16 protein-coding genes are annotated in these 12,440 nt (G+C 58.8%); 9 read left to right on the top strand and 7 right to left on the bottom strand.

All coding sequences use genetic code 11. The features are described from left to right. Positions 1-51: 51 nt before the first annotated feature. From ACJ8HT_RS11235 to ACJ8HT_RS11225, 3 genes are all read left to right on the top strand, one after another. A complete protein-coding gene (locus ACJ8HT_RS11235) occupies positions 52-678 on the top strand; it encodes a LuxR C-terminal-related transcriptional regulator (RefSeq protein WP_038875489.1) in 627 nt (208 codons plus the stop codon). A 122-nt stretch (positions 679-800) separates the two neighbouring features. Continuing rightward, entirely contained in the window at positions 801-917 is a 117-nt protein-coding gene (locus ACJ8HT_RS11230) for a DUF2770 family protein (RefSeq protein WP_046686852.1), read from the top strand. Between the two features lie 3 nt (positions 918-920). Beyond that, the gene (locus ACJ8HT_RS11225; protein WP_197652004.1) at positions 921-1,925 is read left to right on the top strand and encodes a zinc-dependent alcohol dehydrogenase family protein; all 1,005 of its coding nucleotides are present in this window, start codon (positions 921-923) and stop codon (positions 1,923-1,925) included. On the opposite strand, the gene ACJ8HT_RS11220 is transcribed toward ACJ8HT_RS11225, so the two are convergent. Then, positions 1,873-2,931 (bottom strand): AI-2E family transporter, encoded by a 1,059-nt coding sequence (locus tag ACJ8HT_RS11220; RefSeq protein ID WP_060440213.1) that lies wholly within the window; start codon positions 2,929-2,931, stop codon positions 1,873-1,875. The genes ACJ8HT_RS11225 and ACJ8HT_RS11220 overlap by 53 nt on opposite strands. 442 nt (positions 2,932-3,373) lie before the next feature. Here ACJ8HT_RS11220 and ACJ8HT_RS11215 point away from each other — a divergent pair, with 442 nt between their 5' ends. Both ACJ8HT_RS11215 and ACJ8HT_RS11210 read left to right on the top strand, forming a co-directional pair. Continuing rightward, a complete protein-coding gene (locus ACJ8HT_RS11215) occupies positions 3,374-3,928 on the top strand; it encodes a cytochrome b (RefSeq protein ID WP_033646456.1) in 555 nt (184 codons plus the stop codon). A gap of 23 nt (positions 3,929-3,951) precedes the next feature. Then, positions 3,952-4,530, top strand: a complete 579-nt coding sequence (locus tag ACJ8HT_RS11210) for a YceI family protein (RefSeq protein ID WP_016928208.1) — start codon at positions 3,952-3,954, stop codon at positions 4,528-4,530. 43 nt (positions 4,531-4,573) lie between these two features. Here the strand turns inward: ACJ8HT_RS11210 and trhO are convergent, their stop codons facing one another. Next, complete coding sequence (gene trhO / locus ACJ8HT_RS11205; protein WP_033638032.1) at positions 4,574-5,641, bottom strand: oxygen-dependent tRNA uridine(34) hydroxylase TrhO; 1,068 nt, start codon at positions 5,639-5,641, stop codon at positions 4,574-4,576. Between the two features lie 33 nt (positions 5,642-5,674). Beyond that, positions 5,675-5,971, bottom strand: coding sequence for a hypothetical protein (locus ACJ8HT_RS11200; protein ID WP_197652005.1), 297 nt, complete (start codon positions 5,969-5,971; stop codon positions 5,675-5,677). Between the two features lie 50 nt (positions 5,972-6,021). Between ACJ8HT_RS11200 and ACJ8HT_RS11195 the strand changes: the two genes are divergently transcribed. The 4 genes from ACJ8HT_RS11195 (at position 6,022) to ACJ8HT_RS11180 (ending at position 10,790) form a co-directional block, all read left to right on the top strand. Next, entirely contained in the window at positions 6,022-6,942 is a 921-nt protein-coding gene (locus tag ACJ8HT_RS11195; RefSeq protein WP_038875457.1) for a Kdo(2)-lipid IV(A) acyltransferase, read from the top strand. Between the two features lie 98 nt (positions 6,943-7,040). Then, positions 7,041-7,325 carry a YciI family protein gene (locus ACJ8HT_RS11190; RefSeq protein WP_123894593.1) on the top strand — a complete coding sequence of 95 codons (285 nt, stop codon included), beginning with the start codon at positions 7,041-7,043 and terminating at the stop codon, positions 7,323-7,325. Between the two features lie 199 nt (positions 7,326-7,524). Then, entirely contained in the window at positions 7,525-8,763 is a 1,239-nt protein-coding gene (mdtG, locus tag ACJ8HT_RS11185) for a multidrug efflux MFS transporter MdtG (protein WP_194572878.1), read from the top strand. A gap of 473 nt (positions 8,764-9,236) precedes the next feature. Next, positions 9,237-10,790, top strand: coding sequence for a peptide MFS transporter (locus ACJ8HT_RS11180; RefSeq protein ID WP_046686847.1), 1,554 nt, complete (start codon positions 9,237-9,239; stop codon positions 10,788-10,790). Positions 10,791-10,840: 50 nt separating this feature from the next. Here ACJ8HT_RS11180 and ACJ8HT_RS11175 read toward each other — a convergent pair whose 3' ends face one another. Genes ACJ8HT_RS11175 through ACJ8HT_RS11160 form a run of 4 tightly spaced genes read right to left on the bottom strand, consistent with a single transcriptional unit; the run spans position 10,841 to position 12,402 of the window. Next, positions 10,841-11,239 (bottom strand): VOC family protein, encoded by a 399-nt coding sequence (locus tag ACJ8HT_RS11175; RefSeq protein ID WP_197652006.1) that lies wholly within the window; start codon positions 11,237-11,239, stop codon positions 10,841-10,843. Then, entirely contained in the window at positions 11,230-11,658 is a 429-nt protein-coding gene (locus ACJ8HT_RS11170; RefSeq protein WP_193158955.1) for a YeeE/YedE family protein, read from the bottom strand. The genes ACJ8HT_RS11175 and ACJ8HT_RS11170 overlap by 10 nt, the downstream gene beginning before the upstream one ends. Before the next feature lie 2 nt (positions 11,659-11,660). Then, positions 11,661-12,095 (bottom strand): YeeE/YedE family protein, encoded by a 435-nt coding sequence (locus ACJ8HT_RS11165; protein ID WP_060440216.1) that lies wholly within the window; start codon positions 12,093-12,095, stop codon positions 11,661-11,663. Continuing rightward, a complete protein-coding gene (locus ACJ8HT_RS11160; RefSeq protein ID WP_197652007.1) occupies positions 12,085-12,402 on the bottom strand; it encodes an ArsR/SmtB family transcription factor in 318 nt (105 codons plus the stop codon). Before ACJ8HT_RS11160 ends, ACJ8HT_RS11165 begins: the two co-directional genes overlap by 11 nt. Positions 12,403-12,440 lie beyond the last annotated feature (38 nt).

The raw sequence follows: 12,440 nt of genomic DNA, 5'->3' as shown, positions 1-12,440 counted from the left end.
GTCCTATTTTACAGAAGATATGCTCCATCGGCTTTCAACAAGGACGTCACCATGAAACTACTTGTCGTGGACGAATGCTGCTTCACCCGGGTCGGTATAGCCAGCTACTTTGCTGATAGTGGGATTACGACGATCAAGTGCTGCCACAGCATTGAGTACGCTACGCCGCTGTTGGCCAGCTTTCAGCCGAGCCACATTCTGGTGAACCTCAGCAACCAGTGCCGCTATAACGAAGCGGACGCACAGCTGCTGGCGTTTATGGAAGCCAGCCAGTCTGCATTGCTGTTTATCTATCTCGATACGCCTTACCCCTACAGCGAAACGCCAATGCGCATCGCCGATAACGCGTTCCTGTTCAATAAAAGCATTCTGCCGCTCACCTTGCGCACACTGCGCGAAAATCCGCTGGCGCTGGCCGATGACGGCGAAGAGCGTTCCCTGTTCAGCCCGCAGGAACTGACGGTGATGAAATATTGGATGGCGGAAATGCCCAACTACCGCATCGCGAAAAAGCTGCAGATCAGCTCGCATACGGTGTATGTGCACAAGCGCCATATCACGGAGAAGATCAACGCGCGCAACCGGCTGGAGTTCTACTCGCTGTATAACGTGCTGCGTTATTTCTACCCGCCCAGCGCACCAACGAATTCGACGCCGCTGGCGCTGCTGGCGGTGTAACATCAAGCCTGCGATAACGCAGGCTTTTTTATCGCCACTCTTCCAGCGCTAGCGCGCGCCCCGCTATAAAAGGTGCCGAGAAAAGGACTATAATCAAAGGTCTCTTTCTTCAGGCGGCTGAAATGTTAAACCGAATACTGGCGGCTATCGTCAACAACGTGCGTGAGCACCTGGTGCTGTATCTTTGTCTGTGGCTGGTGCTGCTGGTGCTGGATGTCTATTTTTTCTTCGTGATGTAACCCATGCCGTCGTCATTTCCCCGACTGAGCTTCAGCCGCTTCGGTGATCCCGCCCAGGTGCTGGCGCTGCAGCAGACGAGCAGGCCGCCGCTGCGCCCCGGCCGGTTGCTGCTGCAGATGCGCTATGCCCCGATCAACCCTTCCGACCTGATCCCGATTCACGGCCAATACGCGCACCGCATCGCCCTGCCGCAGGTGCCTGGCTATGAAGGCGTAGGCGTCATCGTCGATCCGCAAAGCGGACGCTCGACCGGCCGACGCGCGCTGGCGGTAGCGGGTGACGGCAGCTGGCAAACCTTCGTCACGCTGCCTGAAGAACGGGTGGTCTGGGTACCGGACGACATCGACGACGCCAGCGCGGCGCAAATCTATATCAACCCGCTCACCTGCTGGGTGCTGCTGACGCAATGGCTGCCACTCAACGCCGGTGACGTGCTGCTGCTCAACGGCGGCGGCTCCGCCGTTAGCCTGCTGCTGGCACAGATGACGGCGCTGCGTGGCATTCGTCTGGCGGTGGTGGTGCGCAACCTCACTCATCGCCCGGCGCTGCTGGCCGCCGGTGCCTGGCGCGTTATTGAGGCGCCGCAGCTGGCGCAAATGACCCACTTTGGCGCCCGCGCCGCTATCGACTGCATCGGCGGAGAAGACGGATTGCAGCTGGCGCGGGCAGTTCGCACCGGCGGCGACTTTGTGGCGCTGGGCCTGCTGGGTGGGCGCCAGGTGGACTGGCGGCGCGTGGTGGACGAATTGAAGCTGCGCGCTTCGCTGTTCCACCTGCGTAAATGGAATGCGCAGGCGGCACCGGCGCAGTGGCAAACGGCATTTTATCAGCTATTCCAGCTGCTGCGGCGCGGCCAGCTGGCATTGCGCCAACCCGCCGCGATTTACCCTTTATATCAGTACGCAGCGGCGCTGCAACACGCTGTGCAGCCCGGTGTGAACGGCAAGATCTTCCTCACTCCGGCGGCGCCGGAGGCTGACGTGGCGGGCGGCCGTCGCCCAGGATAACCGCCAGCCGATAGCCGCCCTCGGTGGTTTCCAGCGCGATGCGCGCCACAATTGTCAGCGGCACCGACAGCAGCATGCCGACCGGGCCGAGTAGCCAGCCCCAAAAGATCAGCGACAGGAACACCACCAGCGTCGACAACCCCAGCCCACGCCCCATCACCCGCGGTTCGAGGATATTGCCGATCACCATGTTGATTGCGATAAAACCGCCCGCCACCACCAGCGCATCACCCAATCCGTTGAACAGCAGCGCCTGAATCAGCGGCGGAATGGCGGCCAATACCGAGCCGATATTGGGAATATAGTTGAGCAGAAATGCCAGCAGCCCCCAGATAAAGGCGAAGCGTACGCCGACCGCCGCCAGGAAGATCCAGACGATCACCCCGGTAGCCAGGCTGATGATGGTTTTAATCACCAGATAACGCGTCACGCCGTCCAGCGCCCGTCGCATCGCGGCGAGGCCTTCATTCGGCTTATCCAGCGCCTGCTGCAGCTTATAAGGCAGCAGCTGCACTTCGAACAGCATAAACACCACGGTCATCAGCAGCAGGAAGACGTTGGTCATGGCGCCAGACAGGTGCCCCAGCATGCGGGTAACCAGATTCATCGCCGCGCTGGGATCGACATATTGCAGCATCGCTTCGCTGGAGAGGCTGATATTGAAGCGATCGGCGTAATACTGCAGCTCGCGCAGTTTCTCGATCATCATGCCGCGGTACTGCGGCAGCGAACGGGCGAACTCGTTCAGCGAAGCGCCCAGCATGCCGATGAACAGCATCACGACCACAATCACCGCCGTCACCAGCAGCGTCACCCCAAGGATACGCGGCACCCGTCTGCGTTCCAGCATCGCCACCAGCGGGTTCAGCACCATGGCGAGGAACACCGCCAGTAGAAACGGCACCACGATGTCGGCGGCGGCTTTCACCCCAGCCAGAATGATCACCAACATCGCCAGCAGGACGGCCAAACGCAGGCTGTTGTCGGTTACACGGGTTCGGCCCATGACGTTTCCTTGTTATTTCACTGGGTTAGCCGGCCATCAAGAGCCGATGTTTGACGCTAATGGTAGCAAAGTCCGCCGTTATGCCGCAGAGGATTTCGCGTAACCGTTCGAAAAAATTAATCTTTCCGCCCTGCTCTTCGCCGCGAGAAATAGGCATAACCTTTGCCAACAAATAATCCCACCGAGCAATTTATGGACGGTTTACGTAAAATGACAAAAGCTGACATTAATAGATAATAAGCCTAATTTTCAACAACTAGCATAATCGTTACGTGAAAGAAATAATATCATCTTCAACGATTTATCTGATGAACTCCGAACATCTCAAACAAATTCACTGACTAATATTTCTAAGAAGTAACATAGTTAAATTTATTATTGATTTTATGTTTCCTAAAGTTTAATTATTGCAGCCAGCCAATCGGTAATCGAAGGAAACAGGATGCTCTGGAAAAATACCGCCGATCGTTTCGGCCATGTGTCAGTGTTGATCCACTGGCTGGTGGCGCTGACGGTGTACGGCATGTTCGCACTTGGTCTGTGGATGGTTACGCTGGGCTATTACGACGTCTGGTACCACCAGGCGCCGGAGATCCACAAAAGCATCGGCGCGCTGCTGTTCATCGTCATGGTGATCCGCGTGATCTGGCGCTTTGTCTCGCCGCCGCCCAAGCCTCTGGCCAGCTATGGTCGCCTCACTCGCGTCAGCGCCATTCTCGCGCATCTGGCGTTGTACGCCGTGTTGTTCGGCATTCTGATCAGCGGCTATCTGATCTCGACCGCCGACGGCCAACCGATCAGCGTATTCGGCTGGTTCGACGTGCCCGCCACCGTGACCGGGATGGCGGAGCAAGCCGATACCGCCGGCGCCATTCACCTTTACCTGGCCTGGGCCGTGGTAGTGCTCTCGGTACTGCACGGGCTGGCCGCGCTTAAACATCACTTTATCGATCGTGATGTCACTTTGAAACGGATGCTGGGTAGCAGCGCCGATTAACCTTTGGACTTATGGAGATTGCTATGTTGAAAAAGACCGTATTGGGCCTGACCGCAGGCGCCCTGCTGCTGAGCGCCGGTTCCGCACTGGCGGCGGACTACAAGATCGACAAACAGGGCCAGCACGCCTTTATCGAATTCCGCATCCAGCACCTGGGCTACAGCTGGCTGTACGGCAGCTTTAAAGACTTCGACGGCGGCTTCACCTTCGACGAAAAAGATCCGTCCAAGGACAAGGTCAACGTGACCATCAATACCGCCAGCGTCGACACCAACCACGCCGAACGCGACAAGCACCTGCGCAGCGCCGAGTTCCTCAACGTAGAGAAGAACAAGCAGGCCAAGTTTGAATCCACCGAAGTGAAGAAAAGCGGCGACGGTTATGCGGTGGTCGGTAACCTGACGTTGAACGGCGTGACCAAGCCGGTCACGCTGGACGCCAAACTGATTGGCCAGGGCAACGATCCGTGGGGCGGCTACCGCGCCGGCTTTGAAGCCAACGGCAAGATCAAGCTGAAAGACTTCGGCATCACCACCGATCTGGGCCCGGCGTCGCAAGACGTTGAGCTGATCATCTCCGTAGAAGGCGTGCGCGAGAAATAAAAAAAAGCCCGGCTTGGCGGCCGGGCTTCTCATTTCCTCAGGCTCAGCGGGCTGGGCCTTCTTCTTCCGGTGCCGGAATGTGCATCGTAGTCTGCAACAAGCCTTTCGACTTATTGAAGATCTTGACGCCGTTTTCACGGCCGGCACGGCGCGCGCGCTGCTCTTCGCGCGGCAGCTTCAGCTCTTCGCGGCAAATCTCGCTGCAGCACCCTTCAAACTTGGCGGCGCAGCTCGGGCACTGAATGAACAGCAGATGGCAGCCGTCGTTCTTGCAGTTGGTGTGGGTGTCGCACGGCGCACCGCACTGGTGGCAGTTGGCGATCACATCGTCGGAGATGCGCTCGCCCATGCGCTCATCGAACACGAAGTTTTTGCCGATAAACTTCAGCGGCAACCCCTGCTCTTTCGCTTTGCGGGTGTACTCGATAATCCCGCCTTCCACGTGGTAGATGTTTTTAAAGCCGTTGTGCAGCATATAGGCGCTGGCTTTTTCACAGCGAATGCCGCCGGTGCAGTACATGACGATGTTTTTGTCTTTGCTGTCCTGCAGCATCTCCACCGCCATCGGCAGCTGATCGCGGAAGGTATCCGACGGCACCTCGATGGCGTTTTCGAAGTGACCGACTTCGTACTCATAGTGGTTGCGCATATCGACGAACACCGTATTCGGATCGTCGATCATCTGATTGACGCGATCGGCCTGCAGATACTCGCCGACGTTGCTTGGGTCAAAGCTCTCGTCATCGATGCCGTCGGCCACGATACGCTCGCGCACCTTGAGGCGCAACACCCAAAAGGATTTGCCGTCGTCTTCCAGCGCGATGTTCAGGCGCACCTGATCCAGCGCCGGGTGCGAGGCGAACAGCGCGGCTTTGAACGCGTCGAAATTATGCTGTGGCACGCTGATCTGCGCGTTGATGCCCTCTTTCGCCACGTAGATGCGGCCGAACACCTTCAGTTTTTCGAACTGAACGTACAGGCTGTCGCGAAACGCTTTGGGATCGTCGATGGAGAAGTATTTGTAAAAAGAAACTGTGGTGCGAGGCTCGGTTTCCGCCAGCATGCGCGCCTTCAGTTCCTCGTTAGAAATTCGGTTATGTAACACTGGCATGGTGTACTTTCCTGTCTTTCGGGAGGTGACTGATTATCGCGCGCAGCCTGCCGGCCCGCGCGCGGCGCACATCATACCCGAAAAACCGCCGCCGCGCAGCCCCGCCATCATGCCTACACGGTTGCTCCTGAATAATGCCCGGCCATGATATTGCCGTTGGCCTTTAGCGGGAAATATTGTGGAAAAATCCGGCACCTGATGCATATTTAACGCCGAAAAGGGGATTTTAATGCGTTGTGTTTTCCCGGAGCACGAGAAAAATGCCACAATAGTCGCAAACAAACGGCAGAAACGAACCTTGCGGCCGAACTCACCCGGCCGCCAGACCATGCTATGACTCTGTCATTACACTTAAACAACCGTATTCAAACAGAGAACCCATGACTCAAGTTCCTACTTTCAATCGCTCCTTATTGCACCCACGCTATTGGCTGACCTGGGTCGGCATCGGCTTGCTGTATCTGCTGGTGTTGCTGCCTTACCCCGTCATCTACTGGCTCGGCACCTCGATCGGGCGGTTTGCCATGCGCTTTCTCAAGCGCCGCGTCGCTATCGCCCAACGCAACCTCGAGCTCTGTTTTCCCGACATGCCGCAGGCCGAACGCGATGCGCTGGTGGTAAAGAATTTCGAATCGGTCGGCATGGGGCTGTTTGAAACCGGCATGGCGTGGTTTTGGCCTAACTGGCGCATTGAGCGCTGGTTCAAGGTCAGCGGCCTGGAGCACATCCAAAAAGCGCGTGACAACCATCAGGGCGTGCTGCTGATTGGCCTGCACTTTCTGACGCTGGAGCTGGGCGCGCGCATCTTCGGCATTCACAATCCGGGCATCGGCGTTTACCGCCCGCACGACAACAAGCTGATGGACTGGCTGCAAACCTGGGGACGCATGCGCTCCAACAAGTCGATGCTGGATCGCAAGGACGTCAAAGGCATGATTCGCGCCCTGAAACAGGGCGATATCATCTGGTATGCGCCGGATCACGACTACGGCCCGCGCAGCAGCGTTTTCGTGCCGCTGTTCGCGGTCGACAAAGCCGCTACCACTACCGGCAGCTACGTGCTGGTGCGGATGGGCAAACCGGCGATCATTCCGTTCACCCCGCGCCGCCTGCCGGACGGCAAAGGGTATGAGCTGATCATGCAACCGGCGGTGGAAAACTTCCCGCTGGATAACGAAATCGAGGCCGCCGCCTTTATGAATAAAGTGGTGGAAAAAGAGATCCTGATGGCGCCTGACCAATATATGTGGCTGCATCGTCGCTTCAAGACCCGCCCGGAAGGCGAGCCTTCGCTCTACTGATAAAGCAAACCCGCCACCGGCGGGTTTTTTATTGCGCGCCTCTTGAGAATCGACGGCGAGGGTGGGATGGTAAAGCCTTTCGCCAACCTGGAGCCGCTATGTACATTGTCAGCCTGACCTACCATCGCCCGATCGCCGAAGTCGACAGCCACCTTGACGGGCACATCGCCTGGCTTAAGAAATATTTTCAGGACGGCACCTTCGTCGCCTCCGGCCGCAAAAATCCCCGCACCGGCGGCGTGATCCTGGCCAAGGGCATTGACCGTGCGCGGCTGGACGCCATCCTGGCCGAAGATCCCTTCAACGCCGTGGCTCACTACGAGGTCACCGACTTTAGCGCCACCACCACCGCCGCCGGTTTCGAGGCGCTGGCCGGACTATAAAACGCTGTAAATTCCGCGCGCTAAGCGCGGAATAAGGTTTAAACGTCTTTTTTAAAACTTTATTTCATTTTTTGCCCAATCCTTGTCCCCTCGTTTGCCGTCGCCGCGCTGGCGGCGCATACTTACCAAGCTAACTTTCACGTTTTGCCCCTTCATCTTGCCGCCGGCAAAACGCGTCACCTTTCGGCAGTGGATATTTATGGCTTCGGCAGCAGAACCCGTTAACTGGAAACGCAACCTTTTCGTCGCCTGGGTAGGGTGTTTTCTCACCGGCGCCGCCTTCAGCCTGGTAATGCCGTTTCTGCCGCTATACGTAGAGACGCTGGGCGTAACCGGCCATCAGGCGCTCAATATGTGGTCCGGTCTGCTGTTCAGCATCACCTTTCTGTTTTCCGCTATCGCCGCGCCATTTTGGGGTGCCCTGGCCGACCGACGCGGCCGTAAACTGATGCTGCTGCGCTCCGCATTGGGCATGGCGATCGTCATGATGCTGATGGGCATGGCGCAAACGATCTGGCAATTTCTCGCGCTGCGAGCGGTGCTAGGGCTGCTTGGCGGGTTCATACCCAACGCCAACGCGCTGATCGCCACCCAGGTGCCACGCAACCGCAGCGGCTGGGCGCTCGGCACCCTATCTACCGGTGGCGTAGGCGGTGCGCTGATCGGCCCGCTGATCGGCGGCCTGTTGGCCGACCTCTATGGTCTGCGCCCGGTGTTTTACATCACCGCCACGGTGCTGTTCGTCTGCTTCGTGCTGACGCTGCTGTATGTCAAAGAGCAGTTCACCCCGGTACAAAAACGCGACATGTTGCACGCACGGCAGGTGTTTGCCTCGCTCAAAAACCCGAAACTGGTGCTCAGCCTGTTCGTGACTACCATGATTATCCAGATCGCCACCGGCTCGATTGCGCCGATCCTGACGCTGTATGTGCGCGATCTGGCCGGCGCCACCCATAATCTGGCGTTTATCAGCGGGCTAATCGCCTCGGTGCCCGGCGTCGCGGCATTGATGAGCGCCCCACGTCTGGGCAAGCTGGGCGATCGCATCGGCCCGGAGCGCATTCTGATATGTATGCTGATCGTCTCGGTGCTGCTGCTGATCCCGATGGCCTTCGTGCAAACGCCGTGGCAGCTCGGGGTGCTGCGCTTTCTGCTGGGGGCGGCCGACGGCGCGCTGCTGCCGGCGGTACAGACGCTGCTGATTTACAACTGCACCAATCAGGTGGCCGGCCGCATTTTCAGCTATAACCAGTCGTTCCGTGACGTCGGCAACGTCAGCGGCCCATTGCTTGGCGCCGCGGTCTCCGCCGGCTACGGTTTTCGCGCGGTCTTCGGCGTCACCGCTTTAGTCGTGCTGTTCAACGCCGGTTATTCCTGGTGGTGTCTGCGGCGGCGGCCGGGCTACATGCGGGAAGACACGCTGCAGGAAGAACAATAGCTGCATTTATCGCCAATTTCCGCCATTGGCCAGATCAACACCGCGTTTCCCCTACTTTTAATAATGCTTCCTTCGGGCCTGCGAATTTTCGGCCCACTCGGAACATTCTTACCTCAACATCTTGTTTATCAACAATTAATTAACTTTCAGCGCATAAAACCCGCTGTCAATCATATTCCCGCCACAACCAACAGAAAAACCAGAAAAGGAGATGCTTGTCGACTTTTCGTCTAAAAAATGGGATACAGGTACTAGACAAAACCAACGACCAGTTATCAAATGGTTAAATAATATCACGCCAGATGTGAACCATCGGCCAAGTGAAAAAAGGTCAGCACGCTTTCCACGGTTTATCAGCGTTGCAGCCGCGGTTTTGTCGGGTAATCCGCATTGGGCGGATCGCCTTCATTAAATACACATACAACCACAGTACGGGCTGCAGCCATGCAGCGCCTTTTTATTGGGAAATCGTTATGCAATCCTCTGTCAATAAGTCAGAAAGCCGGACCTTCTTCGGCCATCCCTATCCGCTGGGTTCTCTGTTCTTCACCGAAATGTGGGAGCGCTTCTCGTTCTACGGCATCCGTCCGCTGCTGATCCTGTTTATGGCCGCCACCGTGTACGACGGCGGCCTGGGTCTGGCACGTGAGAACGCGTCGGCGATCGTCGGCATTTTCGCCGGCAGCATGTACCTGGCGGCGCTGCCGGGCGGCTGGCTGGCGGACAACTGGCTCGGCCAGCGCAAGGCCGTCTGGTACGGTTCGATCCTGATCGCCCTCGGCCACCTGTCGATCGCCCTGTCCGCGGTGATGGGCACCAACCTGTTCTTCATCGGCCTGATGTTCATCGTGCTCGGTTCCGGCCTGTTCAAGACCTGTATCTCGGTGATGGTCGGCACGCTGTACAAGAAAGGCGATGCGCGCCGTGACGGCGGTTTCTCGCTGTTCTATATGGGCATCAACATCGGCTCGTTCATCGCCCCGTTGATCTCCGGCTGGCTGATCAAGTCACACGGCTGGCACTGGGGCTTCGGCATCGGCGGTATCGGGATGCTGGTGGCGCTGGTGATCTTCCGGGTGTTCGCCGTACCGGCGATGAAACGCTATGACCGCGAAGTGGGCCTGGATTCCACCTGGAACAGCCCGGTCGCGAAGAAAAAAGGCGTCGGCGCCTGGCTGCTGGCATTGGCGGTAGTCCTGGCTGCGGTCATCGTACTGATCGCTCAGGGCACCATCGTCATCAACCCGGTTGAGGTAGCCAGCGTGCTGGTGTACGTCATCGCCGCGTCGGTCACCCTGTATTTCATCTACCTGTTCGCCTTTGCCGGCCTGAGCCGCAAAGAGCGTGCACGCCTGCTGGTGTGCTTCATTCTGCTGATCTCCGCCGCGTTCTTCTGGTCGGCGTTTGAACAGAAGCCAACCTCGTTCAACCTGTTCGCCAACGATTACACCAATCGCATGGTTGGCGGCTTCGAGATCCCGGCGGTGTGGTTCCAGTCGATCAACGCCCTGTTCATCATCCTGCTGGCGCCGGTGTTCAGCTGGGCCTGGCCTGCGCTGGCGCGCAATAACGTGCGTCCGAGCAGCATCACCAAGTTCGTGATCGGTATCCTGTGCGCCGCCGGCGGTTTCGGCCTGATGATGCTGGCCGCGCAGAATGTGCTGAGCAACGGCGGCGCCGGCGTATCGCCGATGTGGCTGGTGGGCAGTATCCTGATGCTGACGCTGGGTGAGCTGTGCCTGAGCCCGATCGGTCTGGCCACCATGACGCTGCTGGCGCCGGAGAGAATGCGCGGGCAAATGATGGGATTGTGGTTCTGCGCCAGCGCGCTGGGCAACCTGGCCGCCGGCCTGATCGGCGGCCACGTCAAGGCCGACCAGTTGGATATGCTGCCGGATCTGTTCGCTCGCTGCTCCGTCGCGCTGCTGATCTGCGCCGCCGTGCTGATCGTACTGATCGTGCCGATTCGCCGCATGCTGGAAAATACCCAGTCCAAGAGCGCGCAAAAACCGGCGACCAACGCCTGACGGATAACCCGTTTTTATCTCGCAAACCGGCGCTCGAGGCGCCGGTTTTTTTATGCTTGCCAGGCCTGATGTTGCAGGACCACCCGGTAGCCGTCAGGATCTTCAAAGGTTTGCCCCGCCCTATCCCAATAGGGGTTATAGGCGACGGCCACCAAGAATCCCGCCGCCCGCATCCGCTCACACCCGGCTCGCCATTCGTTTTCATCCGGCAGGTAAAACACCAGCAGATGATCCTGCGTCGGCGCCTGCCCGACCCGCACCCCGCGATGCTGCGTGAACTCCAGATGGTAGGCATGCTGCGGATGCCCGATCATAATGCCGTCAAAGCCCTGATGATCGACAAACTCGCCCAGCCTTTCAAACCCCAACCCGCGGCAATACAGCGTGGCAATCTCTTGCAACCGATCGGTCGGGCGCGCAATGCGCAGCACCGCCTTGGCTATCGACATGAACGCCTCCACCTCATGATAATCTCATACAGCGCCATGCCCGCCAGCATCGCCAGCAGGAACGGCCATACCCGTTGTATTTCCGCCCCCGCCAACACCCAGGCCGGGCCAGGGCAAATGCCCGCCATGCCCCAACCGATGCCGAACAGCGCGCTGCCCACCAGCAAACGGCGATCCACACGCCCGGCGGCCGGGATCTGCAGCGGTTCCCCCAACAGGCTCCGCTGGCGTCGGCGCGCCCACATAAAGGCCGGCGCCGCCACTGCAATCGCCCCAACCATCACCAACGCCAGCGAAGGATCCCACCGGCCGGTAATATCGAGAAACGCCAGTACTTTGGCCGGATTGGCCATGCCGGCGATAATTAACCCCAGGCCGAAAATCACGCCGCTCAGCAGCGCCAACAGAGACTTAAGCATCTTCAGCCTCCCAACAGGTGGCGCATCAGCCACACGGTCGTAAAGCCCAGCAGCATAAACACCGCCGTGGCGGCCAACGATCGCGGTGCCAACCGCGCGACGCCGCACACGCCGTGCCCGCTGGTGCAGCCGCTGCCCAACCGGGTACCCACCCCCACCAACAGCCCCGCGATCGCCAGCCAGCCGCTGCCGGCCGCAATCTCACCAGGAGGCAAAGCCGCCGCAGCAGCATACAGCCAGGGAGAAATCAGCAACCCGCCAAGAAATGCGGCGCGCCAGCCCCGCTCCCGGCCGCCCGCGCTCAATAAGCCGCCGGTAATGCCGCTGATGCCGGCGATGCGGCCGTTGAACAGCAGCAGCAGCGCTACCGCACCGCCGATAATGGCCCCGCCCGCCAGCGCGGAATAGGGCGTGAAGTGTTGCCAGTCAATGGTCATCTCGGTTCTCCGGCTGTGGGCAATACAGTTGATACAGGGTCGTTAGCAGCGCCAGCGCTTTGGCATCGGCCACCGCATAGTAAATCTGCTTGCCGGCTCGCCGGGTGGAGACCAACCCTTCCTCCCGCAGCACGCCAAGCTGTTGGGATAACGTCGGCTGGCGGATAGCCAGCGCCTGCGCCAGCTCGCTCACTGCCATCTCGCCCTGGCTGAGTCGACACAGCAGCAGCAGCCGATCTTCATTGCCCAAGGTGCGCAGCATCGCGCCGGCCTGCGCCGCCGCCTTGCGCATCGCCTCAATATCCATCCCCCCTCCAATCAATTTACAAAATTATATAATATCAT

This window comes from Serratia sp. CY44782 (assembly GCF_052168715.1).
GTDB classification, from domain to species: domain Bacteria; phylum Pseudomonadota; class Gammaproteobacteria; order Enterobacterales; family Enterobacteriaceae; genus Serratia; species Serratia nevei.
This window is presented reverse-complemented; position numbering and strand designations above follow the sequence as displayed.